Source organism: Actinomycetospora callitridis (genome assembly GCF_028737265.1).
Classification (GTDB): Bacteria; Actinomycetota; Actinomycetes; order Mycobacteriales; family Pseudonocardiaceae; genus Actinomycetospora; species Actinomycetospora callitridis.
This window is the reverse complement of sequence record NZ_JAQZAK010000008.1, coordinates 41,464-66,812: the sequence shown is the minus strand read 5'-3', so window position 1 is coordinate 66,812 and position 25,349 is coordinate 41,464. Positions and strand designations below refer to the sequence as shown.

26 protein-coding genes are annotated in these 25,349 nt (G+C 74.4%); 18 read left to right on the top strand and 8 right to left on the bottom strand.

Annotated elements, in window-relative coordinates:
- Positions 1–10 precede the first annotated feature (10 nt).
- From mug to PH191_RS22225, 6 genes are all read left to right on the top strand, one after another.
- Positions 11–568: a G/U mismatch-specific DNA glycosylase gene (gene mug, locus PH191_RS22250; protein ID WP_274196825.1), complete on the top strand. Its 558-nt coding sequence runs from the start codon at positions 11–13 to the stop codon at positions 566–568.
- Between the two features lie 29 nt (positions 569–597).
- Complete coding sequence (locus PH191_RS22245) at positions 598–1,581, top strand: NADPH:quinone reductase (RefSeq protein ID WP_274196824.1); 984 nt, start codon at positions 598–600, stop codon at positions 1,579–1,581.
- 91 nt (positions 1,582–1,672) lie between these two features.
- Positions 1,673–3,412: a GMC oxidoreductase gene (locus PH191_RS22240; RefSeq protein ID WP_274196823.1), complete on the top strand. Its 1,740-nt coding sequence runs from the start codon at positions 1,673–1,675 to the stop codon at positions 3,410–3,412.
- A 187-nt stretch (positions 3,413–3,599) separates the two neighbouring features.
- Positions 3,600–4,313, top strand: coding sequence for a dipeptidase PepE (pepE, locus tag PH191_RS22235; protein WP_274196822.1), 714 nt, complete (start codon positions 3,600–3,602; stop codon positions 4,311–4,313).
- A gap of 43 nt (positions 4,314–4,356) precedes the next feature.
- The gene (locus tag PH191_RS22230) at positions 4,357–7,314 is read left to right on the top strand and encodes an FAD-binding and (Fe-S)-binding domain-containing protein (RefSeq protein ID WP_274196821.1); all 2,958 of its coding nucleotides are present in this window, start codon (positions 4,357–4,359) and stop codon (positions 7,312–7,314) included.
- Between the two features lie 5 nt (positions 7,315–7,319).
- Positions 7,320–7,640: a DUF5313 family protein gene (locus tag PH191_RS22225; protein WP_274196820.1), complete on the top strand. Its 321-nt coding sequence runs from the start codon at positions 7,320–7,322 to the stop codon at positions 7,638–7,640.
- 41 nt (positions 7,641–7,681) lie between these two features.
- On the opposite strand, the gene PH191_RS22220 is transcribed toward PH191_RS22225, so the two are convergent.
- Both PH191_RS22220 and PH191_RS22215 read right to left on the bottom strand, forming a co-directional pair.
- Complete coding sequence (locus PH191_RS22220) at positions 7,682–9,145, bottom strand: alpha/beta hydrolase (protein ID WP_274196819.1); 1,464 nt, start codon at positions 9,143–9,145, stop codon at positions 7,682–7,684.
- 20 nt (positions 9,146–9,165) lie between these two features.
- Positions 9,166–10,689 carry an ArnT family glycosyltransferase gene (locus PH191_RS22215; RefSeq protein WP_274196818.1) on the bottom strand — a complete coding sequence of 508 codons (1,524 nt, stop codon included), beginning with the start codon at positions 10,687–10,689 and terminating at the stop codon, positions 9,166–9,168.
- Positions 10,690–10,793: 104 nt separating this feature from the next.
- Between PH191_RS22215 and PH191_RS22210 the strand changes: the two genes are divergently transcribed.
- The 3 genes from PH191_RS22210 to PH191_RS22200 all read left to right on the top strand — a co-directional run bounded on the left by PH191_RS22210 (position 10,794) and on the right by PH191_RS22200 (position 12,775).
- Positions 10,794–11,543, top strand: coding sequence for a BglII/BstYI family type II restriction endonuclease (locus tag PH191_RS22210; RefSeq protein WP_274196817.1), 750 nt, complete (start codon positions 10,794–10,796; stop codon positions 11,541–11,543).
- A gap of 148 nt (positions 11,544–11,691) precedes the next feature.
- Entirely contained in the window at positions 11,692–12,384 is a 693-nt protein-coding gene (locus tag PH191_RS22205) for an MT-A70 family methyltransferase (protein WP_274196816.1), read from the top strand.
- A 151-nt stretch (positions 12,385–12,535) separates the two neighbouring features.
- Positions 12,536–12,775, top strand: coding sequence for a helix-turn-helix domain-containing protein (locus PH191_RS22200; RefSeq protein WP_274196815.1), 240 nt, complete (start codon positions 12,536–12,538; stop codon positions 12,773–12,775).
- Here the strand turns inward: PH191_RS22200 and PH191_RS22195 are convergent.
- Positions 12,772–13,335 carry an ester cyclase gene (locus PH191_RS22195; protein ID WP_274196814.1) on the bottom strand — a complete coding sequence of 188 codons (564 nt, stop codon included), beginning with the start codon at positions 13,333–13,335 and terminating at the stop codon, positions 12,772–12,774. The genes PH191_RS22200 and PH191_RS22195 overlap by 4 nt on opposite strands.
- Before the next feature lie 83 nt (positions 13,336–13,418).
- On the opposite strand from PH191_RS22195, the gene PH191_RS22190 reads away from it, so the two are divergent.
- A complete protein-coding gene (locus PH191_RS22190; protein ID WP_274196813.1) occupies positions 13,419–14,036 on the top strand; it encodes a hypothetical protein in 618 nt (205 codons plus the stop codon).
- 75 nt (positions 14,037–14,111) lie between these two features.
- Here the strand turns inward: PH191_RS22190 and map are convergent, their stop codons facing one another.
- Entirely contained in the window at positions 14,112–14,897 is a 786-nt protein-coding gene (map, locus tag PH191_RS22185; RefSeq protein WP_274196812.1) for a type I methionyl aminopeptidase, read from the bottom strand.
- A gap of 86 nt (positions 14,898–14,983) precedes the next feature.
- Positions 14,984–16,477: a flavin-containing monooxygenase gene (locus tag PH191_RS22180; RefSeq protein ID WP_274196811.1), complete on the bottom strand. Its 1,494-nt coding sequence runs from the start codon at positions 16,475–16,477 to the stop codon at positions 14,984–14,986.
- A gap of 47 nt (positions 16,478–16,524) precedes the next feature.
- On the opposite strand from PH191_RS22180, the gene PH191_RS22175 reads away from it, so the two are divergent.
- The 7 genes from PH191_RS22175 (at position 16,525) to PH191_RS22145 (ending at position 22,002) form a co-directional block, all read left to right on the top strand.
- Positions 16,525–17,367: a helix-turn-helix domain-containing protein gene (locus tag PH191_RS22175; protein ID WP_274196810.1), complete on the top strand. Its 843-nt coding sequence runs from the start codon at positions 16,525–16,527 to the stop codon at positions 17,365–17,367.
- A 10-nt stretch (positions 17,368–17,377) separates the two neighbouring features.
- The gene (locus tag PH191_RS22170) at positions 17,378–17,755 is read left to right on the top strand and encodes a VOC family protein (protein WP_274196809.1); all 378 of its coding nucleotides are present in this window, start codon (positions 17,378–17,380) and stop codon (positions 17,753–17,755) included.
- Between the two features lie 18 nt (positions 17,756–17,773).
- Positions 17,774–17,917, top strand: coding sequence for a hypothetical protein (locus PH191_RS22165; RefSeq protein WP_274196808.1), 144 nt, complete (start codon positions 17,774–17,776; stop codon positions 17,915–17,917).
- A gap of 14 nt (positions 17,918–17,931) precedes the next feature.
- Complete coding sequence (locus PH191_RS22160; RefSeq protein ID WP_274196807.1) at positions 17,932–18,333, top strand: thiol-disulfide oxidoreductase DCC family protein; 402 nt, start codon at positions 17,932–17,934, stop codon at positions 18,331–18,333.
- Positions 18,334–18,459: 126 nt separating this feature from the next.
- On the top strand, positions 18,460–18,870 hold the full coding sequence (locus tag PH191_RS22155) for a VOC family protein (protein WP_274196806.1): 411 nt from the start codon (positions 18,460–18,462) through the stop codon (positions 18,868–18,870).
- A 56-nt stretch (positions 18,871–18,926) separates the two neighbouring features.
- A complete protein-coding gene (locus tag PH191_RS22150; RefSeq protein ID WP_274196805.1) occupies positions 18,927–20,795 on the top strand; it encodes a helix-turn-helix domain-containing protein in 1,869 nt (622 codons plus the stop codon).
- Positions 20,796–20,958: 163 nt separating this feature from the next.
- Positions 20,959–22,002, top strand: coding sequence for an alcohol dehydrogenase catalytic domain-containing protein (locus PH191_RS22145; RefSeq protein WP_274196804.1), 1,044 nt, complete (start codon positions 20,959–20,961; stop codon positions 22,000–22,002).
- Between the two features lie 72 nt (positions 22,003–22,074).
- Here the strand turns inward: PH191_RS22145 and PH191_RS22140 are convergent, their stop codons facing one another.
- Entirely contained in the window at positions 22,075–22,674 is a 600-nt protein-coding gene (locus PH191_RS22140) for an amphi-Trp domain-containing protein (protein WP_274196803.1), read from the bottom strand.
- A 150-nt stretch (positions 22,675–22,824) separates the two neighbouring features.
- On the opposite strand from PH191_RS22140, the gene PH191_RS22135 reads away from it, so the two are divergent.
- Entirely contained in the window at positions 22,825–23,088 is a 264-nt protein-coding gene (locus PH191_RS22135; RefSeq protein WP_274196802.1) for a hypothetical protein, read from the top strand.
- Positions 23,089–23,248: 160 nt separating this feature from the next.
- On the opposite strand, the gene PH191_RS22130 is transcribed toward PH191_RS22135, so the two are convergent.
- Together PH191_RS22130 and PH191_RS22125 are read right to left on the bottom strand one after the other, a co-directional pair.
- Positions 23,249–24,124 (bottom strand): HTD2 family dehydratase, encoded by an 876-nt coding sequence (locus tag PH191_RS22130; protein ID WP_274196801.1) that lies wholly within the window; start codon positions 24,122–24,124, stop codon positions 23,249–23,251.
- Positions 24,121–25,311, bottom strand: a complete 1,191-nt coding sequence (locus PH191_RS22125) for a CaiB/BaiF CoA transferase family protein (RefSeq protein WP_274196800.1) — start codon at positions 25,309–25,311, stop codon at positions 24,121–24,123. The genes PH191_RS22130 and PH191_RS22125 overlap by 4 nt, the downstream gene beginning before the upstream one ends.
- Positions 25,312–25,349 lie beyond the last annotated feature (38 nt).

The following is a 25,349-nucleotide window of genomic DNA, read 5'->3' as shown; positions in this document are numbered from 1 at the left end:
ACTCGGGCGCGTGCCCGTCCCCACGCCCGCGGAACTGGAGGCGGCCCGGACCCGCCTCCTGCCCGACGTCCTGCCCGGCCCCGACGACCCGCCCCTGCGGGTGCTCTTCTGCGGCATCAACCCCGGCCTCGTGTCCGCGGCCACCGGGCACCACTTCGCCCGCCCCGGCAACCGCTTCTGGCCCGCGCTGCACGCCGGCGGCTTCACCCAGCGCCTGCTCGCCCCGTCCGAGCAGGGCCTGCTGCCGTCGCTCGGCCTGGGCATCACGAACGTCGCGCCGCGGGCCACCGCGCGGGCCGACGAGCTCGACGACGCCGAGCTGGTCGCGGGCGGCGAACGGCTGCGCGCCCTGGTCGCGGAGGTCCGCCCGGCCTGGCTGGCCGTCGTCGGGATCGGGGCCTACCGCGTCGCGTTCGGCGAGCGCCGTGCCGTCGCGGGCCGCCAGGAGCGCACGCTCGGCCCGACGGGGCTCTGGGTGCTGCCCAACCCCAGCGGCCTCAACGCCCACCACACACCGGCGACCCTGGCCGTGGCCTTCGGCGCACTGCACGAGGCGGCGGCCGGATAGCGCGGGCGGTTCCTGGGCACAGGCCCGTCATGAAGGCTGCGATCTACCGCCGTACCGGTCCGGCCGCCGAGGTGCTCTCGGTCGAGGACATCGAGACCCCCGAGCCCGGGCCCGGCGAGGTCCGGGTCCGCATCACCGGCTCCGGGGTGAACCCCACGGACTGGAAGACCCGCGCGGGCCTCACCGGGCAGGAACCCCAGGACTTCCAGATCCCGCACCAGGACGGCGTCGGCGTGGTCGACGCGGTGGGCGAGGGCGTGGACTCCCCGGCCGTCGGCGAGCGCGTGTGGCTGTTCCTCAGCGCCTTCGGCAACCGCTACGGCACCGCCGCCGAGTACTCCGTGCTGCCCGCCGCGCACGTCCGCCCGCTGCCCGGGGACGCGCCGGACGAGCTGGGCGCCTGCCTCGGCGTGCCGGCCGTAACCGCGGCGCACTGCCTGCTCGTCGGCGGCAGCGGCGACCGCGGGGCGCTCGCCGGGCGGACCGTGCTCGTCGCGGGCGGGGCCGGGGCGGTCGGGCACTACGCGATCGAGCTGGCCAAGCACGCCGGCGCCCGCGTCGTCTCCACGGTGAGCTCGGACGAGAAGGGCGAGCTGGCCCGCGCGGCCGGCGCCGACCTCGTCGTCAACTACCGCGAGCCGAATGCCGTCGACCAGGTGAAGGGCTTCGCCGACCACGTCGACCGGATCGTCGAGGTCGCCCTCGGCGCCAACCTCGGGCTGGACCTCGCGGTGGCCGGGGCGGGCACGGTCATCGCGGTCTACGCCAACGAGCCGGACGACCCGGTGATCCCGACCCGCCGGTTCATGGTCGCCAACGCCTCGATCAGCTACGTGCTGCTCTACGGCGTGCCGGACGACCAGCTGCGCGCCGCCGTCGCCTGGACCGCCGACGCCGCCGGCACGGGCGCGCTCTCGCCGCTGCCGATCACCCGCTACGGCCTGGACGACATCGTCGCCGCGCACGAGGCCGTGGAGAACGGGGCGGTGGGGAAGGTCGTCGTGGTGCCCTAGCCGTGCCCTGGTCGTTCCCGGGGGCGTGACGAGCAGGACACCGTGTACCTGTGACCTACCGTCACAGCTACCCACGGGTTACCTTCGCCGGATGCCACCACGTCAGGGGGAGCACCCCTCCGATCCCTACGACGTGCTCGTCGTCGGATCCGGCTTCGGGGGCAGCGTCACGGCGCTGCGGCTGGCCGAGAAGGGCTACCGGGTCGGCGTCCTCGAGGCGGGCCGCCGGTTCACGCCCGAGACGCTGCCGAGGACGTCGTGGGACATCCGCAACTTCCTCTGGGCGCCGCGCCTGGGCTGCTACGGCATCCAGCGCATCCACGTGCTGCGCGACGTCCTCGTGCTCGCCGGTGCGGGCGTCGGCGGCGGCTCGCTGAACTACGCCAACACGCTCTACCGGCCGAAGAGCGACGCGTTCTACCGCGACCCGCAGTGGTCGTCGATGACCGACTGGCGCGACGAGCTCGACCCGTTCTACGACCAGGCCACCCGCATGCTCGGCGTCGTCACGCAGCCGTCGGTGACGCCGTCGGACGAGGTGATGCGCCAGGTCGCGGCCGAGCGTGGGCGCGCGGACACGGTGGCGCCGACGCAGGTCGGCGTGTACTTCGGCGAGGGCCCGGGCGTGACGTCGCCCGACCCGTTCTTCGGCGGCGCCGGACCCGAGCGCACCGGCTGCCTCGAGTGCGGCGAGTGCATGACCGGCTGCCGCCACGGCGCCAAGAACACCCTCGAGACCAACTACCTCGCGCTGGCCGAGCGGGCGGGCGCGACGGTGCACCCGGAGACGACGGTGCGCACGGTCCGGCCTCTGGCGACAGGCGGCTACGCCGTCGAGACCCGGGCGACCCGGGGGCGGGGCCGGACGACCTACACGGCCGAGCACGTGGTGTTCGCCGCGGGCACCTGGGGCACGCAGACCCTGCTGCACCGCCTGCGCGACACCGGCGTGCTGCCGCGCATCTCGCGGAAGCTCGGCGAGCTGACGCGCACCAACTCCGAGGCGCTGGTCGGGGCGATGGCCCGGCGGGCCCCGGAGCGCGGCGGGCCCCGCGACTTCACCCGCGGGGTCGCGATCACGTCGTCCTGGCACCCGGACGAGGACACGCACATCGAGCCCTGTCGCTACGGCTACGGCAGCAACGCCATGGGCCTGCTGACGACGCTGATGACCGACGGCGACGGGCGGATGCCGCGCGCGCTGCGGCTGCTCGGTGCGATCGTCCGGCACCCGCGCACGTTCGCCCGCTCACTGGACAAGCGGCACTGGTCGGAGCGCACCGTGATCGCGCTGGTCATGCAGTCGCTCGACAACTCGATCACGGTCCGGCGGCGCTTCGGCCGGCTCGTCTCGCGCCAGGGCCACGGCACCCCGAACCCGACGTGGATCCCGGCCGCCAACGACACCGTCCGGCGGATCGCCGAGATCATCGACGGCGACCCCGGCGGCACCTGGGGCGAGGCGATCGACATGCCCATGACCGCGCACTTCATCGGCGGCTGCCCGATCGGCCCGTCCCCGGAGACCGGGGTGGTCGACGGGTACCAGCGGCTCTACGGGCACCCCGGCCTGCACGTCGTCGACGGCTCGGCGCTCTCGGCGAACCTGGGCGTGAACCCGTCGCTGACCATCACCGCCCAGGCCGAGCGCGCCATGGCGTTCTGGCCGAACAAGGGCGAGCGCGACCCCCGCCCGGAGCTCGGCACGCCCTACCGCCGCGTGGAGCCGGTGGCGCCGCGGAATCCCGTCGTGCCGCCCGACGCCCCGGGCGCCCTGCGCCTCGTGCCACTGGGCACCCCCGCCGTCCCACCCCGGACGCCTGTGTCCTGACCCCGTGTCAGCCTGGGGGCCATGCTGACGTCAGGTGTCAGGAAAGCCCCCACGATCTTGGTGGGGTCCTCTGGGTCGGGGTCCGTCTCGAGCTGGTGGAGATACTGACGTTCAACGTCAGCATGGCCCCCACGCTGACACCACCCCGTGCGTCAGCCCGGCGCGGAGAGCGGCCAGGATCGCGGCCGTGCCCGCCGACGTCCTGCTGTTCTCCAACTCCCGCCCGCCCGGCGCCGAGGTCCCGTTCGCGCACGCCGCCGAGCCCCTGCGCCGGCACCTCGGCGACCGCGTCGTGTGGTTCCTGCCCTGGGCCGGCCACGACCTCGACGCCTACACCGGCTTCGTCGGCGACGCCCTGCGCGAGGTGCTCGGGCCCCTCGACGTCCGCGGCCTGCACGCCGAGCCCGATCCCGCGGCCACCATCCGCGACGCCGACCCGGACCGCGAGACGGTGTTCGGCGGCGGCGGCAACACGTTCCGGCTGCGGCGCCGCGTCGGCGACAACGGCGTCCTGGCCGCCCTGCGCGACCGGACCGACCTGCGCTACGCGGGCGCCAGCGCCGGCTCCAACCTCGCCTGCCCGACGATCATGACGACGAACGACATGCCGATCGTCGACCCCGGCGGGCTCGACGCCCTGGGCCGCATCCCGGTGCAGATCAACCCGCACTACCTCGACCCCGACCCGCACTCGACGCACCGCGGCGAGACCCGCGAGGAACGCCTCCACGAGTTCCACGAGGAGAACACCGTCGCCGTCGTCGGCCTGCGCGAGGGCGCCTGGCTGCACGGGACGGACACGAGCCTGACCCTCGACGGCTACACCGCCCGGCTCTTCCGCCGCGGCCACGAGCCCGCGGAGCTCGCGATGGGTGCCGACCTCACATGGCTGACCGCCTGACCGGGGAGGCGGAAGGACGGAGCTCGGAGCAAACTGGGCCCCGATGACCACGATGCGTCGCTCGTCCTCCGATGCCCTGCTCGCCGAGGAGCTGCGCTCGGTCGTGCGCGGGCGGGTGCGGTTCGACACCTCGAGCCGGGCGATGTGGTCGGCCGACGGGTCGAACTACCGCCACGTCCCGATCGGCGTGGTGCAGCCGGTCGACCTCGACGACGTCGAGGCGACCGTCGACATCGCCCGCCGCTACGAGGTGCCGCTGCTGCCCCGCGGGGCGAGCACGAGCATCGGCGGGCAGGCGGTCAACGAGGCCCTCGTCGTCGACTTCTCGCGCCACCTCGACCGGGTGCTCGAGATCGACCCGGAGGCGCGCACGGCGCGGGTGCAGCCCGGGGTCGTGCTCGACGACCTGCGCGACGCCGCCCGCCCGTACGGGCTGACGTTCGGGCCCGATCCCTCGACGCACAACCGCTGCACGCTCGGCGGGATGATCGCCAACAACGCGTGCGGGTCGCACTCGGTCGCGTGGGGCAAGACCGTCGACAACGTCCGCGAGCTCGACGTCCTGCTGGCCGACGGGACGCGCATGACCGTCGGCCGCACCCCCGACCTGGCCGCCGCCGCGCGCCGGCCCGGCCGCGAGGGCGCGATCTACCGCGAGCTCACCGCGCTCCGTGACCGCCTCGGCACCACGATCCGCACCGAGCTCGACGCGCCCGGGATGACGCGACGGGTCAGCGGCTACAACCTCGAGCAGCTGCTCGACGAGCACGGCGTCGACCTCGCGCGCGCCCTCGTCGGCACCGAGGGCACCTGCGCGACGATCATGGGCGCGACGGTCGAGCTGGTGGAGTCGCCGCCGGTCCGCGCCCTGTGCGTCCTCGGGTTCCCCGACGCCTACATCGCCGCGGACCACGTCATGCCGATCCGCGAGCACGCGCCGCTGACGATCGAGGGCATGGACGTCGGCGTCATCGGCGCGCTGCGCGCGAGCCGTCCCGACGACCGCACCCACGAGCAGCTGCCCGAGGGCAAGGGCTGGCTCTACGTCGAGACCGGCGGGGCCGACCGCGCCGAGGCCGAGGCGAAGGCCGAGGCCATCGGGCGCGAGATGGCCCGCTACGGCGCGAGCGTGAAGGTCGTCGCGGACCCCGGCGCGATGCGCGCGCTGTGGAAGATCCGCGAGGACGGGTCGGGCATCGTCACCCGCTCCCCCGGCGGCGGCGAGGCCTGGCCCGGGTGGGAGGACGCCGCCGTCCCGCCGGCGGTGTTCGGCGCCTATCTGCGCGAGTTCGACGCGCTGCTCGGCCGCCACGGCCGACGCGGGGCCTACTACGGGCACTTCGGCGACGGCTGCCTGCACGTGCGCATCGACTTCGACCTGCTCACCCGGGCCGGGCTCGCGAACTTCCGCGCCTTCATGCTCGACGCCGCCGACCTCGTCGCCGCGCACGGCGGCTCGGTCTCCGGCGAGCACGGCGACGGCCAGGCCCGCGCCGAGCTCCTGGAGCGCACCTTCTCGCCGACCATGATCGAGGCGTTCGGCGCGTTCAAGGCGGTCTGGGACCCCGAGGGCCGGATGAACCCGGGCCGGGTGGTGGAGCCGCGCAGGCTCGACGACGACCTCAAGGTCTTCGTCGGCACCCCGACCATCGGCCCGCGCACCGAGCTCGCGTTCGCCCACGACGGCGGCAGCTTCACGACCGCCACGCGCCGCTGCATCGGCGTCGCCAAGTGCATCTCCGACACGGGCGGATACATGTGCCCGAGCTACCGCGTCACCGGCGAGGAGGCGCACTCGACGCGCGGCCGCGCCCGGATGCTCTTCGAGATGGCCTCCGGGCAGCTGGTGCCCGACGGCTGGCGCTCCACCGAGGTCCGCGACGCCCTCGACCTGTGCCTGAGCTGCAAGGCCTGCCAGCGCGACTGCCCCGTGGGCGTCGACATGGCCACCTACAAGGCGGAGTTCCTCTCCCGGCACTACGAGGGCCGCGCGCGCCAGCGCCCGCGCAGCCACTGGTCGATGGGCTACCTGCCGCGCTGGCTGCGCCTCGCCGACGCCGTCCCCGGGCTGCCGCGGCTGGCGAACGCCCTCGCGCGCCGGCCAGCCCTCGCCGCGATCGCCAAGCGCCTCGGCGGCATCGCCCCCCAGCGCGACATCCCGCCGCTCGCGCCCCGGCCGCTGCGCCGGCTGGTCGGGCCGCACCCGGCGCGCGCGGACAGCTCGAAGCCACGGCTGCTGCTGTGGCCGGACACGTTCACCTCGGCGTTCGACCCGGAGCTCGCCCTCGACGCGATCGCCGTCCTGGAGCACCTCGGCTACCACGTCGAGCTGCCCACGCAGGGCGTGTGCTGCGGGCTGACCTGGCACACCACCGGCCAGCTCGACACCGCGCGCGCCGTGGTGCGCCGCAGCCTCGAGGTCCTCAAACCCTGGCTCGACGACGGCGTCGCGGTCGTCGGCCTCGAGCCGTCGTGCACCGCGGCGCTGCGCCAGGACGTCGTCGAGCTCCTGGGCGCCGACGACGAGGACGCCCGGCGTCTGGCGGCCTCGACGCGCACGCTCGCCGAGGTCCTCGCGAAGCACCTCGACGAGATCCGGGACGGCGTCGTCGCCCCCGGCGGGCGGGCGATCGCGCAGGTGCACTGCCACCAGTACGCCGCGATGGGCTACGACGACGACCGCGCGGTGCTCGGCGCCCTGGGCGTCGAGACCGAGGTGCTCGACGCCGGGTGCTGCGGGCTCGCGGGGAACTTCGGCTTCGAGCAGGGGCACTACGAGGTCTCCACGGCCTGCGCGGAGCGGGGCCTGATGCCGGCGGTCCGGGCGGCCGACGCCGACACCGCCGTGCTCGCCGACGGCTTCTCCTGCCGCACCCAGATCCGCCAGCTCGACGAGACGGGCCACGAGCCGGTGCACCTCGCCCACCTGGCAGCCACCGCGTTGGGCCTCCGGTCCGGTGAGCGGACGTCCGTGCCTGGACGAGCGCTCCCGAGGCCGTAGGCCCCATGGAGCGCCCCGGCGTCCTGCGCTGGATCGGCTACGCCTTCGGGGCGCGCCTGCCCACACGCTTCGCGCCGTGGGTGCTGCACGACCTCACCGCGCGCACGTGGTTCCTGCGCCACCTGGCCCGCACGACCGTGCAGGCCACCCCCGCGGCGCTGCTCGCGCTGCTGCCGGGCCCGGTGTGGCTGAAGGTGGCGCTGCCGCTGTTCGTGCTGTTCTCGTCGCTGTTCATGGCGACGCTGTTCTCGCCGATGGTGCGCGAGAAGCGGCTCTACCAGCACGGTTACCTGCCGGAGGTCGTGCTGCGGGAGCCGGACCAGTAGCTCGTGACGGTCCACGGCTCCTCAGCGCTGCGACCGAGGGTTCAGAGCCCCGCCGGGCACTGTTCGGGCGGCGTGACCTGCGGGTCCAGCAGGTAGGCCGTGTACGCGTCGGCGGCGCACCGGCTCGGCGCGTCCAGCGTGGTGTGGCCGATCGCGTCGACCACGAGGACGTGCGCCGCCGAGAGCTGGGACGCGGTGGCGCGGGCGTCGATCAGCGGTGTGGTCGGGTCATGGCGCGAGTTGACCATCAGCGCCGGCGCGGCGAGGGGCGCGTTCCACGGGCCCAGGTAGCGGTCGGGGTCGACGGCGGGCCAGTCGACGCACATCGCGTGGTTGAGCGCGGTCGACGCCCCGACGATCGGGTGCGCCGCCTGCTCGGCGACCACCGCGGCGTCCATGTCGGCGGCGGACGGGGTGACGGCGTCGGTGCACTGGATCGCGAGGTAGGACGGCGAGTGCTCGGGCGCCCAGGGCACGGCGGCGAGGGGGATCCGCCCGCCCGACGGGGGCGCGCCGGGCGCCAGCGCGGCGAGCGAGCGCATCAGCCCGGGCAGCCGGCCCTCGGTCTGCAGCGCCCGGTCGATGCGGGCGACGAGCTCGGCGGACGTGGTCCCCGCGGCCGCCGCGGCCACGACGTCGGTCGCGCGGGCGCGGGGATCGGGGCCCAGGGGGCACCCCGGGGCCGCGGCGCACCGGTCGAGCGCGACCCCGAACGCCTCCTCCCAGGCCTCGCTGACCCCGGCCCGCACGTCGACCGGCCGGCGCTCGGTGCCCGGTGCACCCGCGGCGTTGGCGACGAGGTCGAGGCTGCCGTCGAGCACCATCGCGCGGGTGTGCGACGGGAAGAGGTTGGCGTAGGTCGCGGCGGAGTACGTGCCGTAGGAGTAGCCGTAGAGGCTCAGCTGCTCCTCGCCGAGCGCCTGGCGCAGGAGGTCGACGTCCCGCGACGCGTTGGCGGTCGAGAGGTGGCGCAGGCGCTCGCCGGTCGCCGCGAGGCACGCCCGCCCCGGCTCCGCGGCCGAGGCCCAGAACTCCGGCGTCCGGGCGGGACCCACGGGCGCCGGCACCCGGTCGCCGCCGAACGGGCCGCAGTCGACGGGCGCCGACGCCCCCGTGCCCCGGGGATCGACGGCCAGGATGTCGAAGCGCCCCCGCAGCCCGTCGAACCGCTTCGACAGCCGGCGCAGGCTCGACACCGCCGGCGTCCCCGGCCCGCCGTAGTTCACGACGAGGGTGCCGACGCGCGCCGCCGGGTCGGTGGCGGGCAGGCGGACGGCGGCCAGCGAGATCGTCTCGCCGGCCGGCTGCCGGTAGTCCAGGGGCACCGTGACGTCCGCGCACTGGAACGCGCCGCCGCAGCCGCGCCAGTCGACGGTCGGCACCGGGGCGCCGTTCGTGCCCATCGGCGGCGTACCCGGGGCGGAGGCGCCGCGCGACGGGGCGGCGCCGCACGCGCCCAGCAGGACGGCGACGACCAGCACGACGATCGCCGCGGGAGACCTCACCCGCCCATCATGCGACGTGCCTACTGCATGTCCATGATCGACGGCCACAGCTCCGACCAGGGCGCCCGGGGCGTGCAGAGCGCGAGCGGCACCACGCCGTTGACCACGCCGTTCGCCGCGGGATCGACGTGCGTGGGCAGCGGTGTGATCGTGCGGCAGAAGCCCGCGGCACCGCGCACCTCGCCCACGAGGATCGCGGCGGTCGCCGTGTCCGGCGGCGGGCCGAAGAACCCGTAGCCGCGGTGCCCGCTGTAGACCTCGGGCAGGCCGGCGGCGGGCCCGTACCGGTCGAGCGCGGACGCGAACCAGTACGAGAAGGCGAGCACGGTGGTGCGCGAGCGCTCCGCGGGCGGCAGGGACCGGTACGCCGCGCCGGTGTCGGTCGCGAGGCTCTGCCAGCCGACCTGGCCCGCCGTGAGGAAGTCGCCCCGTTCGACGCGGTACGACGCCGGCCCGATCGGGAGGGAGAGGACGGCGACGACCAGCCCGGAGGCGATGAAGGCGGGCACCGAGACCGACCAGGACCACCAGCGCGCGGGCGTCCGGCCCTGCAGCGCGACGGCCCCGGCGGCGAGGAGGACCGCAGCCAGCCCCATGACGTAGTAGGGGCGGCCCCCGACGGCGATCATCGCGGCGGTGGTGACCACGGCGCCGATCCCGATCGCGCGCCAGGGCCGCAGCGCGTCGGAGCGCAGCAGCGCCCACAGCCCGAGGCCGGCGAGCACCACGCCAGGCACGAGCCCGACGTCCCAGGCGGCGAAGGGCAGGAAGCACCAGCGGTTGCCGGTCAGGCCGCCCTCGCCGGCCACCACCGCGCCCATCCGCAGTTGCGGCCAGCCGTGCGCGGCCTGCCAGAGCAGCGTCGGCACGGTGGACGCGGCGGCCAGCGCCAGCGCGACCCAGAGCATCGGGCGCCCGAGCAGCCGGCGCGGCCCGGCCACGAGCACGCCGACGGCCAGGCCCGCGACGAGGAAGGGCACGAGCAACTTGTCGAACAGGGCCAGCGCGAGCACCGGGCCGGCGGCGAGCAGGAGCAGGTCGTTGCCGGTCCGCACCCAGCGCACGACCAGCCAGAGCAGCAGGGTCCACAGGACCGGGTCGAGCGTGGAGGTCGCGAGCAGGTGGCCGGTGGCGAGGAAGAACGGCGAGATCGCGACCGCCGCGCCGGCCAGGAGCTGCGCCCGACGCCGGCCGCCCATCTCCCGGGCGAGCAGCGCGGCGAGCACCACGTGCCCGGCGCTCGCGAGCGTCGCGGGCAGGCGCAGGACGACGAGGTTGCCCGGCGCGAGGTGGTCCAGCGCCGCGGCGAGCCAGGGCACCAGGGGCGGCTGGTCGGCGTACCCCCAGGCCAGGTGGCGGCCGGCGGCGATGAAGTAGAGCTCGTCGCCGAACGCGCCGTACCAGGCCGAGGCGATCCCGTGCACCAGCGCGAGCGCGCCCGCGAGCAGGAGCACCGGGCGCCACGCCACCCGGATCGTCGCCGGCTCCGGGGCGTCCGCGACGGCGGCCGGCGTGACGACCGGCTGCGGGGCGGTGGCGGTCATCGGCAGCACGCTCCACGCGTCCCGTCGTGACCCATTCGAGGGACCTTAGGCGACACGCTCCCGCGGGTCGGACGCGGCCGACCGTGCTGCCAGAATGTCGGGCGATGGAGCTCACCGGCAGCTGGACCACCGCGCTGCCGACCGCCGTCGCCGAGCGCTACGAGCTGCGCGAGACGCGCAACGCCGCCGCCGTCCTCGCGGCCACGTGCGCGGACGAGGTCACCGAGCTCTGCGCGGTGCTCACGGGCTTCACGCTCACCACGGCCGACCTCGTCGAGGCGGGGGGCAACGAGTCGCGGCTGGCCGCACGCCTCAACACCGCGTTCCGCGAGCGCGGCTGGCGCGAGGGCCGCGTCGACACCGTCGTGACCTCCCGCCTGCAGGTGCAGCCGTGGCACCCGGCCGGCGAGCACGGCGTGACCGTGCGCGAGAGCGAGGTGTTCAACGAGGGCTACAAGGTCGACAACGTCAAGGGCCGCGTGGCCCTCGACGTGGAGTGGAACGCCAAGGACGGCAACCTCGACCGCGACATCGGGGCCTACCGCGCGCTCTACGACGCCGGCCTCATCGACGGCGCGGTGCTGCTGACCCGCACCCACGACGACCTGCGCGAGCTCGCGAGGGAGCTGGCCCGGGCGGCCGGGCGCAGCGACGACGAGGTGCGCAGCCGGCTCTCGACGTCGACCACCACCCACCTGGGCAAGCTCGAGTCGCGCATGACCCGGGGCGACGCCGGCGGCTGTCCCCTGCTGGCGGTGGCGATCTCGCGTCGCTGCTGGGACCCGGCGCCCGGCGAGCCGGCCCGCGCCCCGGCCCCGGCGCCGCTGATGCTCACCGACGAGTACGTGCCATGAGCCCCCGCAACGACCACCGCCGCGGTCGCTCCTGCGTCGCGCCCGCGTCGCCGTCGGCGGGGGGGCCATGAGCAGCGACGACACGGCGCTGTCGGGGGCCGCCGCTAACGTCCCGCCCGCCCCGATCCCGGCGAGGAGGTCCGAGACGATGACCGCGGCGGTGGACGTCGAACCGAGCGACGAGAACCCCACGGCGACGCGCGCCCGGCGCGCGGAGCCCCTGCGCGTGGACGCCGCCCCGTTGGAGAGCACCGCGCTGCCGCGCACCGCGGGCGGCTTCTCCTGCGTGTACGCCGACCCCCCGTGGCGGTTCACCAACCGCACCGGCAAGGTCGCGCCCGAGCACCGGCGGCTCGACCGCTACGACACCATGAGCGCCGCGGACATCGCCTCGCTCCCCGTGTCCGACGTCGTCTCCGCCAACGCCCACCTCTACCTGTGGGTGCCCAACGCGCTGCTGCCCGAGGGCCTGGCGGTGATGCAGGGCTGGGGCTTCCGCTACGTCAGCAACCTGGTCTGGGCCAAGCGACGCAAGGACGGCGGACCCGACGGGCGCGGCGTCGGGTTCTACTTCCGCAACGTCACCGAGCTGATCCTCTTCGGCGTGCGCGGGTCGATGCGCACGCTCGATCCGGGCCGCCGCCAGGTCAACATGATCGAGACGCGCAAGCGGGAGCACTCCCGCAAGCCCGAGGAGGCCTACGACCTCATCGAGGCGTGCTCGCCGGGGCCGTACCTCGAGATGTTCGCCCGCTACGCCCGTCCCGGGTGGTCGAGCTGGGGTGCCGAGTCGGCCGAGGAGGTCGCTCCCCGCGGCCGCCAGTACCCCGCTTACAGGTAGTACAGGCTCGGACGGTTTCGGGTACGGTCCGTCATCGAGATCCGCCAACGGGCGTACCTTGATCTCGTTCGCAGTACGCGTCCGACCGCTTGACTCAGCAGTAATCCCCGGTAGTGGCGACGTTCGGCCACTCGCTGTGATACTCCCCCGTATGGCGAAGACACCGGAGCTGGCGCGCAACCAGCGGGTGACGGGGACGGAGCGCACCAAGCTCGGGAACGAGCTGCTCAAGCGGTACCAGAAGGGTGCCAGCATCCGGGAGATCTGCTCGGAGACCGGCTACAGCATCGGCCGGGTCCGCCGGCTGCTCGTCGACGCCGGCGTGGAGTTCCGCGGCCGTGGCGGGACGCAGGGCCGCAGCCGCCGCGAGAGCAGCACCAAGAGCGCCTAACCGCGCTTGGACCCCCGGCGTCGTGCCATCAAGTTGAAGCCGCGCTTCGCGGCGGCGTCGAGGCGCGAGCCGTCGGCGGGCAGCAGGCCGATCTGGCGGGCGAACTGCATCTGGTCGAAGACCACGAAGTTGCTCGCGATGACGCCGTCGGCGAACGTGAAGTGGTCCATCCCGTCGAGGTCGACGTGTGAGCCCGTGGCCGCGATGCCCTCCCACTCGCCGCCGCTGTGGTGCCCGGTCAGCTGCCAGCGCATGAAGACCTCGTCGCCGTGCTCCACCAGACCCTGGATCGTCAGCGTGAGGTCGGGGACCGCGGCGAACACCTCGTCCCACCACGCCTCGAGCTCGTCGACGCCGCGCACGGTGCGCGGGGGGAAGCGGACGCGGACCTCGTCGGCCCACACCTGACGCATCGCCGCCGCGTCGCGGGCATTGATCATGTCCACGGTCCAGCGCACGATCGCCCCCGGCGAGCCGCCGGCGGGCGGCGTCGCCTTCGGCGGGTCGGGCGCCGGACGCCGGGTGGTCGACGGCACAGCAGACGAATCGGACTCGCTCACGACGCGGGAGCGTAGACCGCCGTCCGGTGGGGCACCTCCTCGTCCGGACTCACCCGCACCACCATCACAGAGGACGACCACGAATGACTTCGCAGATCGCCGCGCAGTGGGTGTCGGCGGTCGGCAGTGCCGGCTCGCTGCTCGGCTTCGCCGCCTATGTCTGGATCATGCTCCTGAACCGGAAGGACCAGGTCGAGGTCCGCCAGGAGCAGCAGGCGCAGGGCGTCACGGCCTGGCTCGATGAAGGCGCCCGGCACGACCGCGACGAGGACTACGTCCTCATCGTGCACAACGGGGGCGACTCCCCGGTCTTCCAGGTGCGCTGCCTGTTCAGCCTGCCCTCCAGCGACGAGCAGCACAGCGTCTCGATGGCGCTCCTGCCCCCGGCCAGCGACGAGATCCACTCGCTGCCCTTCGACGCCGGCGAGGTGGACCGCGACGAGCTCTACTCCGCGCCGGCCGTGCCGGAGATGCGGTTCACCGATTCCCACGGGACCCACTGGGGCCGCGACAGCAACGGGATGCTGCACCGCCTCGACCGCCGCAACGTGCGCCGCAAGCCGCGCTCGGACGGCGGCGAGGACGCGGCCCGCGACGACTCCGGGTGGGAGCAGGCGCACCGCGAGCGGGCGGACGCCCCGCGCGAGGGCGCGTCGCAGGGCGACTCGCCCCAGGACGACCGGGCGGCGAGCCAGTCCTAGGTGTGCCCTCCGGGCATGTGAGCAGTTCGAAGTGCTCCAGCACTCCGAACTGCTCACCTGCGCCGGAGGCGCACCTCAGGCCAGGGTCAGCACCCGCGGGCCGTTCTCGGTGATCGCGACGGTGTGCTCCACGTGCGCCGCGCGGCTGCCGTCGGCGGTCCGCAGGGTCCACCCGTCGGCGTCGTGGACGTACTCGTCCCCACCACCGGCGTGCAGCATCGGCTCGATCGCGATCACCATGCCCGCGCGCAGCCGCATGCCCCGCCCGGCACGGCCCTCGTTCGGCACGTGCGGCGCCTCGTGCATGGCGCGCCCGATGCCGTGGCCGCCGTGGTCGGCGAGCATCCCGTAGCCGGCCTCGCGGGCCACCGCGCCGATGGCCGCGCCCAGGTCGCCGAGCTTCCCGCCCGGCACCGCGGCGTCGATCCCGGCCTGCAGGGCCCGCTCGGTGGTGGCGATGAGCGCGAGGTCGGCCGGGTCCGGGTCGGCGCCGACCACCAGGCTGATGGCGGCGTCGCCGCACCAGCCGTCGAGGAACGCGCCGCAGTCGACGCTGAGCAGGTCGCCCTCGGCCAGCCGGTGGGGCCCGGGGATGGCGTGGACGACCGCGTCGTTGACGCTGGCGCAGATGACACCCGGGAACGGGCTGGGCGCGAAGTGCGGGTGGTAGTCGAGGAACGCCGGCACCGCGCCCGCGTCCTTCATGACGTCGTGCGCCACACCGTCGAGCTCCTCGAGCGACGTGCCGACCGTCGCGGCGGCCCGCACCGCGTCGAGGCAGCGCGCGACGACGCGCCCCGCCTCGCGCATCGCGTCGACCTCACCGGAGGTCTTGAGCTCGATCTCGGAACGCCGCAACATCCTTCCGACCCTAGACACCGGCCGGATCCGGGCCGGTAATCACAGGCGTGTAGTTCGTCCCCAGTGTGGACAGACCCTGTGGACAACTACCGCGAGATGAAGTCGTACTCGGCCGGATCGATCCGCGCGACGGCCCGCACGTACTGCTCCATGTAGTTCGGCCAGTTGGCGACGATGCGACCCGACTCGTCGCGGTACCAGGAGTCGCACTGCGTCCACGCCGTGCCCTCGAACTGGGCCTGGAGCCGCCGGTCGAACGCCTGCTCGACGTCGCGGCGCACCTCCAGGGCCGCGGCCCGGCGGCGCGCGGTCTCCTCGAGCGCCTGGCGCACGTACGCGACCTGCGCCTCGAGGAAGACGATGATCGAGCCGCCCGAGGTGTTGGTGTTCGGCCCGTAGAGCACGAACAGCGACGGGAAGCCCGGCACGGTCATCCCCAGGTGGGCGTGGGCGCCGTCGCTCCACTCCTCCTGCAGCGTCCGCCCGTGGCGGCCGACGACGTCCATCGGGAACATGAACTCGGTCGTCTTGAACCCGGTGCCCCAGATCAGCACGTCGGCCGGGTGGTGACGCCCGTCGTCGGTGCGCACGCCGTCGGGCTCGATCGCCGTGACCCGGTCGGTGACGAGCTCGACGTTGTCGCGCTCGAGCGCCGGCAGGTAGTGCGAGCTGAACAGGATCCGCTTGCACCCGAAGGTGTAGTCCGGCCACGCCTTGCGCCGCACCTCGGGATCGCGCAGCTGCCGTCGCATGAACAGCGTCGAGTACAGCTTCCCGAGCCGCCCGACGGTCGAGGGGTGGCGGATCATCACCGTCAGGGACTCGAGGTAGCCCTTGAGGAAGAAGCGCCGCGCGCGCATCACGCCGGGCACGCGCCGGAAGAACTCCCGCAGCGCCGGCGGGTAGTAGCGGTTCTTGCGCGGGAAGAACCAGTTCCCGCTGCGCTGGAACACCGTCATCTTCCCGACCTCGGGCGCGATGGCCGGCACGAACTGCACCGCGCTCGCCCCCGTGCCGACCACCGCGACGCGCTTGCCGTGCAGGTCGACGTCGTGGTCCCAGCGGGCCGAGTGCATCGTCGGGCCGGCGAAGTCGTCGGCACCGGGGATCGGCGGGATCGCCGGGGTGTTCAGCTGGCCCGTGGCCAGCACGACGGCGTCGGCCTGCCAGCTGCGCCCGTCCTGCGCCTCGACGGTCCACGTCATCGTCGCCTCGTCGAGCCGGACCGTGGAGACGAGCACCGACGGCTCGAACACCTCCTCGAGCCCGTACTCCTTCGCCACGCCCTGCAGGTACTCGAGGATCTCCGGCTGCGGGGAGCACAGCCGCGACCAGTCGCTGCGCTGGGCGAACGAGAACGAGTACAGGTGGCTCGGGACGTCGCACGCCGCGCCCGGGTAGCTGTTGTAGTACCAGGTGCCGCCGATCTCCGGCGCGCTGTCGAGGATCACGACGTCGGTGATGCCGTGGCTGCGGAGCTCGATCGCCGCGGCGATGCCGCCGAAGCCCGCGCCGACCACCACGACGCGTGTCTGCGTCCCCCGCTGTGTCCCCTGCTGACTCCCGTTGCGTCCCGTCACGGGCCGGGACGGTATCCGTTCCGCGCCGCTTTTGGCAGGCTGCCAACATGACCTCACCCGCGGGGCGACCGCACCCGTCGCTCGGGGGCGTGGTGCGTCGTCACGAGGGTTACGACGAGCTCGCGACGGCTCCGCTGCGGCGGCGCGAGGCACCGCACGGTGCCTGCACGCTGATCCTGTCCTGGGCCGACCCCCTGGAGACCTCCGGGCCCGGCGGGAGCAGCCGGCAGGCCGCGTTCCTCGCCGGCATGCACGACGGGGCCGTGCTCACCGCGTTCGCCGGCCACCAGCAGGGCATCCAGGTCGACCTCACCCCGCTCGGTGTCCTGCGCCTGCTCGACCGGCCCCTCTCGCTGCTGACCAATCGCATCACCGCACTCGACGACCTCGAGGTGCCCGCCCTCGCCGAGCTGCCCGGACGCCTCGCGGAGACGCCGAGCTGGCCGGACCGCCACGCCCTGGTGGACGCCACGCTGCGCCGGCTCCTCGACCGCTCGCACACGCGGCCCGACCCCGAGATCGTCCACGCCTGGGGCCGCCTGAGCGCGGCACGCGGCCGGGTGGCGGTCGCGACCCTCGCCGACGAGACCGGCTGGAGCCGCCGGCACCTGCTGACCCGCTTCCGCGACCAGGTCGGGCTCGCGCCGACCACGGCCGGGCGCGTGCTGCGGTTCCGGGAGGCGGCGCGGCTGCTGGTCCCCCGGGCGTGGGACCGGCACGAGCCGTCGTCCACGACCATCTCCGACGTCGCCGCCGCGTGCGGGTTCGCCGACCACTCGCACCTCGTGCGCGAGTTCCGCGACCTGGCCGGCGTGACCCCCACCCGCTACGTGCAGGAGTGGCGCAGCGGGTTCCCGGACGTCCAAGACGCGGCGGGGGCGGCGACCTAACGTCGTCGCCATGAGCGTCTTCCCGACCCTGCGCTACCAGGACCCCGACGCGGCGATCACGCTGCTGCGCGACGCGTTCGGCTTCACCGTCGCCGCCGCCCACCGCGACGGCTCCGGTGCGGTGCAGCACGCCGAGCTCGTCCACGACGGCGGCGCGGTGCTGCTCGGGCCCCGCCGGGAGGGCGATCAGTTCGCCACCGGGCGGGCCGTCACGTACGTCGTCGTCGACGACCCCGACGCCCACCACGCCCGCGCCGTCGCGGCCGGGGCGACGGTGATCATGGAGCTCGTCGACCAGGACTACGGCTCCCGCGAGTACGCGGCCGTCGACGACGAGGGCAACGTCTGGTCCTTCGGCACCTACCGGCCCGGCACCCCGGCCTCCTGAGGGCGCCATCCTGAGGGCATGGGCACCCTCATCGTCGTCCTGCTGGCGATCCTGCTCGTCCTCGCGATCCTGTCCGTCGCCTTGACGGTCGTGGAACGCCGGCGGCGGCGCCCGGGTGACGGCCACGACCCGCGGCTGCGCGCCGACCGCGACCCGAGCTGAGGCATCGTGGGGTGATGGACAGCCCCGCGACCGGCCGCCTCGTGTTCGACGGGCAGTGCGGCTTCTGCACCCGCTGCGTCGGCTGGCTGCGGACGATCGACCGTCTCGGCCGGATCGACGTGCAGCCCTTCCAGGCCCCGGGCGTGCCCGCGTCGGTCGGCGCCACCGTCGAGCAGTGCCAGGACGCGGTGCAGTGGCGCGGCCCCGACGGGGTGCGACGCAGCGGCGCCGAGGCGGTCAACGCGGTGCTCTCCACCGTCATCGGCACGGACGCGCCGTCGGCCCTCTACCGGGCGACCTCCGGCGTGCAGGATCGCGCCTACCGCTGGGTGGCCGAGCACCGCGGGCGCTTTCCCGGGATGACGCCGCACTGCCAGACGCACCCGGCGGAGTGCGCCAGCACTGGTCCTGAGTAAGGACTCTCCAGTACGGTCTCGGGATCAGATGGAGACCCGTCCCGCCCGTCACGGCGGTTCCACCCGTCGTCGCGCGGCGCTACCTTGGCCCGCTCGTCCTGGTCCCTCGAGCCCCTGGAGAACGTCGTGGGCGTCCGTCTCAACCCGTACCTGCACTTCGACGGCAACGCCGCGGAGGTCGTCGCGTTCTACACCGACGCCCTGGGCGGCACGTCCAACGTCATGACGTTCGGATCGATGGGCATGGAGGGCCCCGACGCCGACAAGATCATGCACGGCCAGATCGAGACCGACAGCGGCATCACGCTGATGGTGTCGGACTTCCCGCCCGGCGTGTCCCGGGAGTCGGGCAACGACGTCACCATCTCGCTCTCCGGTGACGACGAGGCGACGCTGCGCGGCTACTGGGACAAGCTCTCGGCCGGCGGGAAGGTCGAGACCCCGCTGGAGAAGCAGATGTGGGGCGACACCTTCGGCGCCTGCGTCGACCGCTACGGCGTGAGCTGGCTGGTCGACATCTCGGCCCCGACGAGCTGAGTCCTGGCTGGCTGAGACCTGTCCCGGGGACCTCCCGGAGACCTACGGTCACTCTCGTGACCGGGGCGCGCGAGGTGGAGGCGGCGCGCTGGCGGTTCCTGCGCGGCGGCGCGTCCGCGGTCGGCGACGGCGCGGTCCGCGCGGTCGTGCTGGCCTCCTGGGAACGCTCGCGGGCCCACGCCGTCGACACCGAGCGCCTCGGGGCGTCCTTCGTCGGCCACGGCGGTCCCCCGGCGACACCGCTCGAGGCCGCCGGCTCCGTGCTCGACGAGGCGCACGCCGACAACCCGGAGTTCACCGGGTCGCTGCTGCTCGTCGACGCCGACGGCCTCGTCCGCGTCCGGCGCGACGGCGACCCCGCGCTCTCGGACCTGCTCGACGCCGTGCGCCTGGTACCCGGCTACCGCCACGCCGAGGCGGCGGTGGGCACGACGGCGGCGACCCTCGCGCTGCACGAGGGGACGGCGCTGGCCGTCGAGGGTCCCGAGCACTTCCACCCGCAGCTCAGCTCCCTGGCCGCCGCGGCCGCGCCCGTCGGGCAGGGGCGGCCCGACCTGGCGCTGGTCGTCGTCCGGCACGCCGCCGACGGTGCCGCCGACCACCTGCCGTGGGCGCGGGCGCTCGCGCGGCGGGTCGACGACCAGGGCACCCGCCGGCGGCGGGCCCGGGTGCTCGCGCTGCACGACGCCCTCGACGCGGCGGGCGCGGACGGCGCGCCGTGGGCGGTGGCCACCGACGGCGACGTCGTCCTCGTCAGCAGCGGTGTCCGGCGCGTGGCGCCCGAGGACCAGCAGTCCCTCAGCGACCGCGCGCTCGCCGCGCTGGTGATCGACGAGCCGCCGCGGCCCCACCACGTCGACCTCCCGTCGGGGACCTGCGCCGAGGTGGCGGTGCACGAGATCCGGGCGGACGGCGTGCCCGTCGGCTGCGTGCTCACCGGCGGACCGGCCGAGCACGACGAGGCCCCGGCCGCGACCGAGGCGCGCCGCCGGCAGGGCTCGCACGTGGCGCCGACCGCCCGCCGTGACTTCGCCGCGCCACTGCGCGACGACCGCTCCCCCGCGGAGCGCGCGCACGCCGAGGCCCGGGTCCGCGCCAACCGCGAGCTGCTCAGCCCGTACCTGCGGGCGCGCCAGGAGGTCGTCGCCAACCTGGGGCACCGGCGCCACCAGGTGCTCCTCGGCGAGACGGGCGTCGGCAAGCGCACGCTGGCCCTCGAGCAGTTCCACCGGCTGCACCCGGACGGCGCGGTCACGGTCGTGGAGTGCGCCAAGATCGGCGACACCCCGGCCGCGACGGATCCCCTCGCCGGGCTCGCGCAGACGTCACCGTCCCGTCCCCACCTCGCGCTGCTGCGCGGGGTGCAGGCCCTCGGGCCGGTCGCCGCCCGCCGCCTCGACGAGTCGTTGCGCGTGCTGGTGGCCCGCGCCGACCCGGTGGTGGTCGTGGGGTGCCTCGACACCGCGTCGGTCGACGCCACCCGCCCCTACGGCCTGCTCCTGCGCCATTTCCACGAGACCGTGCGGGTGCCGGCCCTGCGCTACCGGGCCGATGAGCTCGGCGACATCGCGCAGTCGGTGCTGCGGACGATGACCACCGGGCGGTCGCTGCGCCTGTCCCACCAGGTGGTGCGCGTCCTCGAGGGCTACCCCTGGCCCGGCAACATCAACGAGCTCGAGGACGTCCTGCGCTACGTCGTCGCCCGCAAGCCCGTCGGCGTCGTCCAGGCGCCGGACCTGCCGTCCCTGTGCTTCACGAGCCGCGCCCCGAAGCTGTCGATGCTCGAGACCGCCCAGTGCGACGCGATCATCCAGGCCCTCTACGAGGCCCGCGGCAACCGCTACCGGGCGGCGGCGATGCTCGGGATCGCGCGCTCCTCGCTCTACCGCAAGATCGACGCCTTCGGGATCAGCTACATCGCTTGATCCCCGGTCCCCGGGATGACCACTGTCCCGGTTCCCGGTCAGTGATCCACACCGGACGCCCGCCCGTGACGCGGATGGTCCCGGAATGGGACAGGCGCCTGTGTCCTGCGCCACTAGCGTCGGTCGGCGGACGACGCGGCAAGCCAACGAAGGCGGCACACACATGAAGGCACTGGTCTACCACGGTCCGGGCAACAAGGCCTGGGAGGACGTCCCCGACGCACGGGTGGAGGAACCCACCGACGTCGTGGTCAAGGTCGAGACCACCACCATCTGCGGGACGGACCTGCACATCCTGCAGGGCGACGTCGCCGCGGTCACCGACGGACGCATCCTCGGCCACGAGGCCGTCGGCACCATCACCGAGGTCGGCGACGCCGTCCGCGGGTTCTCGGTCGGCGACCGTGTCCTCGTCCCCGCCATCACCAAGTGCGGGCGCTGTGAGTACTGCCAGCGGGGGATGCCCTCGCACTGCCAGACCGTCGGCGGCATCGGCTGGATCTTCGGGCACCTCATCGACGGCACCCAGGCCGAGCTCGTCCGCGTGCCCTACGCCGACACCTCGCTCTACGCGGTGCCGTCCGGGGTGAGCGACGAGCAGGCGATCTTCCTCGCCGACTCGCTGCCCACCGGCTACGAGGTCGGCGTCCTCGCCGGCGGCGTGCGTCCCGGCAACACCGTCGCGGTGGTCGGCGCCGGCGCGGTCGGCCTGTCCGCCGTCCTGACCACCGGGCTGTGGGGCGCGTCGAAGGTCATCGCCATCGACTCGAACAAGTTCCGGCTGGAGAAGGCCCTCGAGTTCGGCGCGACGGACACCGTCGAGGTCGGCCCGGGCACGGTCGGCGACGTCATCGGTCTCACCGACGGACTGGGTGTCGACGTCGCGATCGAGGCCGTCGGCTACCCCGAGACGCTGCTGACCGCGGCATCCCTGGTCCGGCCGGGCGGCACCATCGCCAACGTCGGCGTCCACGGCACGCCCGTCGAGCTGCCCATGCAGGACATGTGGATCTCGAACGTCACGCTGACCATGGGCCTGGTCGACACCGTCTCCATCCCGACCCTGCTGAAGATGGTCGCCTCCGGGCGCATCCCGGCCGAGAAGATGGGCACGCACCGCTTCACGTTCGACCAGTTCGACGAGGCCTACGACGTGTTCGCCAACGCGGCGGCCAACCTCGCGCTCAAGGTCGTCATCACGCCCTGAGCGGGTCCGCCCGCGACGGCGCCGTCACGCGTCCCCTCCGCGTGACGGCGCCGTCGTGCGTGACGGGGCGGTTCAGCCGTCGCCCTCGGCGGGGGCCTTGGCCGGGGTCTTCGCGGACGCCTTGGCCGGCGCCTTCGCCGGGGCCTTCCCCGCGGCCTTCGTCGGTGCCTTCGTCGCGGTCCTGGTCGCCGACCGGGTCGTGGACGTGGTGTCGTTCGCCGCCGACGTGGCGGTGTCCGTCGCCGACGTGGCGGTGTCCGTCGCCGACGTGGCGGTGTCCGTCGCCGACGTGGCGGTGTCGGTGGCCGCGTCCACGGCGCCTTCCGGCGACGCCGTCACCGAGGTGCTCGCGGCGGGGGTCGACGCGGACGCGGAGGCCGCGGGCTCGTCCTCGGTGTCCTCGCCCTCCTCGTCGTCCTCGTCCTCGTCCTGGGGCGCCGACCGGGTGCTCCGGCGCCACGACAGCTCGATCTCGAGCTCCACCTCGTCGCCGTCGATCTCGACCTCGATCTCGAGGTCCATCTCGTCCGCGACCGGCAGGGTGAGCACCGGGCCGGACAGCGAGAGCTCGGCGGAGCCCCCCTCGCGGATGGCGTCCGCGAGGTCCGCCAGCCAGTCGGCCACCTCCTCGCGCGACAGCGTGACCTCGTGCTCGACCTTGACGTCCGACATGCGCCGTCCCTTCGTCGGGGCGCCGGTCGGTCCCGGGCGCCGTCTCCGGGTCCAGCCTCCCGGATCAGCGCCGCGGTGACATCCACCGGCTGAACTGCTCCTCGAGCGGGCACCCCGGGGACAGGACCGCCGACGACCTGGGGAGCGCGCATGGCCGAGGACATCGCTGACGACCGGGGCGACGACGCGACGCCACCCCCCGACGACGCCGACGCCGACGCCGACGTCGAGGCCGCGCTCGGGGCGGCGGTGGACGACGCCCTCAAGGACGAGGTCCAGCGCCAGAAGGCGCGGTTCGTGCAGGAGATCATGGGCCTCGACCGCCAGGAGGGCGTCGGCCGCGACGACGGCCTGCGCAACGACAGCACCTACCGCGACCTCGACCCGGACCGTCAGGAGGACCCGGAGGCCTGACGCCGGGGGGTCAGCTCCACCCGCGGGCGACCGCGAGGAGGCTCAGGCCGCGCCCCTCGCGACGGAGGGCGAGCCAGGTCCGCAGGATCCGCATGGCTGCGGAGGGTGCCGGGGCGCCCGGTCGGTGTCCATCGAACAGGCGTGCGACCGACCCGGTGGCCTACCCGCGCACGGTGCCGGTGACCGACGGCGAGGTCCCGGGCACGCCCGCCTCGAGGGCGAGCCCGTCGTCCGGCTGGTCGGCCGCGGGCTCGGCGACGACGTGCTGGCCGGCGAAGACCGGGCGGCTGAGGCGGAAGTCGAACCGGCGTACCGGCTCCGCCGGGCGGTGCCGGCGTGGCACCTCGAGCAGCTGCAGCGCCAGCAGCGGCCCGTGGACCACCAGGCCCGGATAGCCCTCGACCTGCGTGACGTACGGCAGGTCGTAGTGGATGCGGTGGGTGTTGTAGGTCAGCGCCGAGAACCGGAACAGCATCGTCTCGCTCGGCGTGAGCGTCACCGCTTCCGCTCCGGGGGTGGGGGCGGGCCCGTCGGGGGCATCGAGCGTGAGACCGCGGGCCTCGCCGGGCGGCTGGGAGCGGTAGACGATGTCCTGCTCCTCGGTGACGATCGTCGTGCCCGCGCGCACGAACTCGTGCCGGACGGTCACCAGCACCATCTGCCCGCTGCGCCCGGACTTCACGTCGCAGCGCCGGAGCGAGGAGTGGCGCTCGAGGGTCTCGTCGACCCGCATCGGCGCGTCGATCTCCAGCCGGCCGCCGGCGATCATGCGCCTGCGGTGCGGCAGCGGGGGCATGAAGTGGCCCTGCGCCGGGTGGCCGTCGTCGCCGAGCTGGTCCTGGCGGGGGTGGTCGAGGAACCCGAACCAGTGCCACAGCGGCGGCAGGTCGTCCCCGCTGTCGGCGACGGGGGGCAGGTCGAACAGGCCGGACACCGCGCCGACGGTCCAGGCGCCGGTGGAGCCCGAGGTGACGAGCGGTTCGGGGGACCACCCGCGGACGAGCTCGGCGAGGTCGGGCGGGGTCGGGGCGCTCATCGGTGATCGGCCTCCCGGGACGGTTCGGTCGTGCGCAGCCACGCGCGCACCTCGTCGTCGTGCTCGCCGACGGCCGGGACACGGGCGGGCGGCGACGGCCACCCCGCCGTGACCGGGGGCCGGAGCATCTCGATGTCGCCCTGCGGGGTCCCGACGGTCATCCACCGGTCGCGGGCCTGCAGCTGGGGGTGCTGAGCGAACTCGTCGAGGCCGCGTTGACGGACGTGGGCGATGCCGGCGGCGTCGAGGCGGCGCTCGGCCTCGGTCACGTCGAGACCCGCGAAGACGCCCTCGATGGCCTCGTCGAGCTCCGCGCGGTGCTCGGCGCGGGCCGCGTTGCCGCGGAACCGCGGGTCCTCGGTCAGGTCCGGGCGCTCCAGCACGTCGGTGCACAGGGCGGCCCACTCGCGCTCGTTCTGCACCCCGATGGTGATCACGTGTCCCGACGCCGTGGCGACGGGACCGTAGGGCGCGATCGTCGCGTGCGCGGCCCCGGCCCGGCGGGGGGACGTGCCGCCGTAGCGGGCGTAGAGCTCCGGGTAGCCCATCCACTCGCCGAGCGCCTCGAGCATGGACACCTCGAGCGCCCGTCCGCGGCCGGTCCGCTCGCGGTCGTAGAGGGCGGTGAGGATGCCGGTGTAGGCGTACATGCCGGCCGCGATGTCGGCGATGGAGATGCCGGCCTTCGCCGGCTCGTCCGGGGTCCCGGTGATCGAGACGAGGCCGGCGTCGCACTGGATGAGCAGGTCGTAGGCCTTGCGGTCGGAGTACGGGCCGCCCGCTCCGTAGCCGGACACGTCGCACGCGACCAGCCGGGGGTGCTGGGCGGCGAGGGTGTGCGCGTCGATCCCGAGACGCCGCGCCGCGGCGGGCGCCAGGTTCTGGACCACGACGTCGGCGCGCGCCACGAGCTCGGCCAGCGTGCGGCGTCCCTCGTCGGCCTTGGCGTCGAGGGTGATCGACCGCTTGCCCCGGTTCAGCCAGACGAAGTGGCTCGACTGCCCGCGCACGGAGGCGTCGTAGCCGCGGGCGAAGTCGCCGTCGCCCGTGCGCTCGACCTTGATGACGTCCGCACCCAGGTCGGCGAGCTGGCGGGTCGCGAACGGCGCCGCGACGGCCTGCTCCACCGCCACGACGACGATCCCCGCGAGGGGACCGCGCGCCTCCGTGTGCCCCTGCGGGCTCATCGTGCTCCTCTCGGCGGGACCCCGGTCGGGGCGAGGCA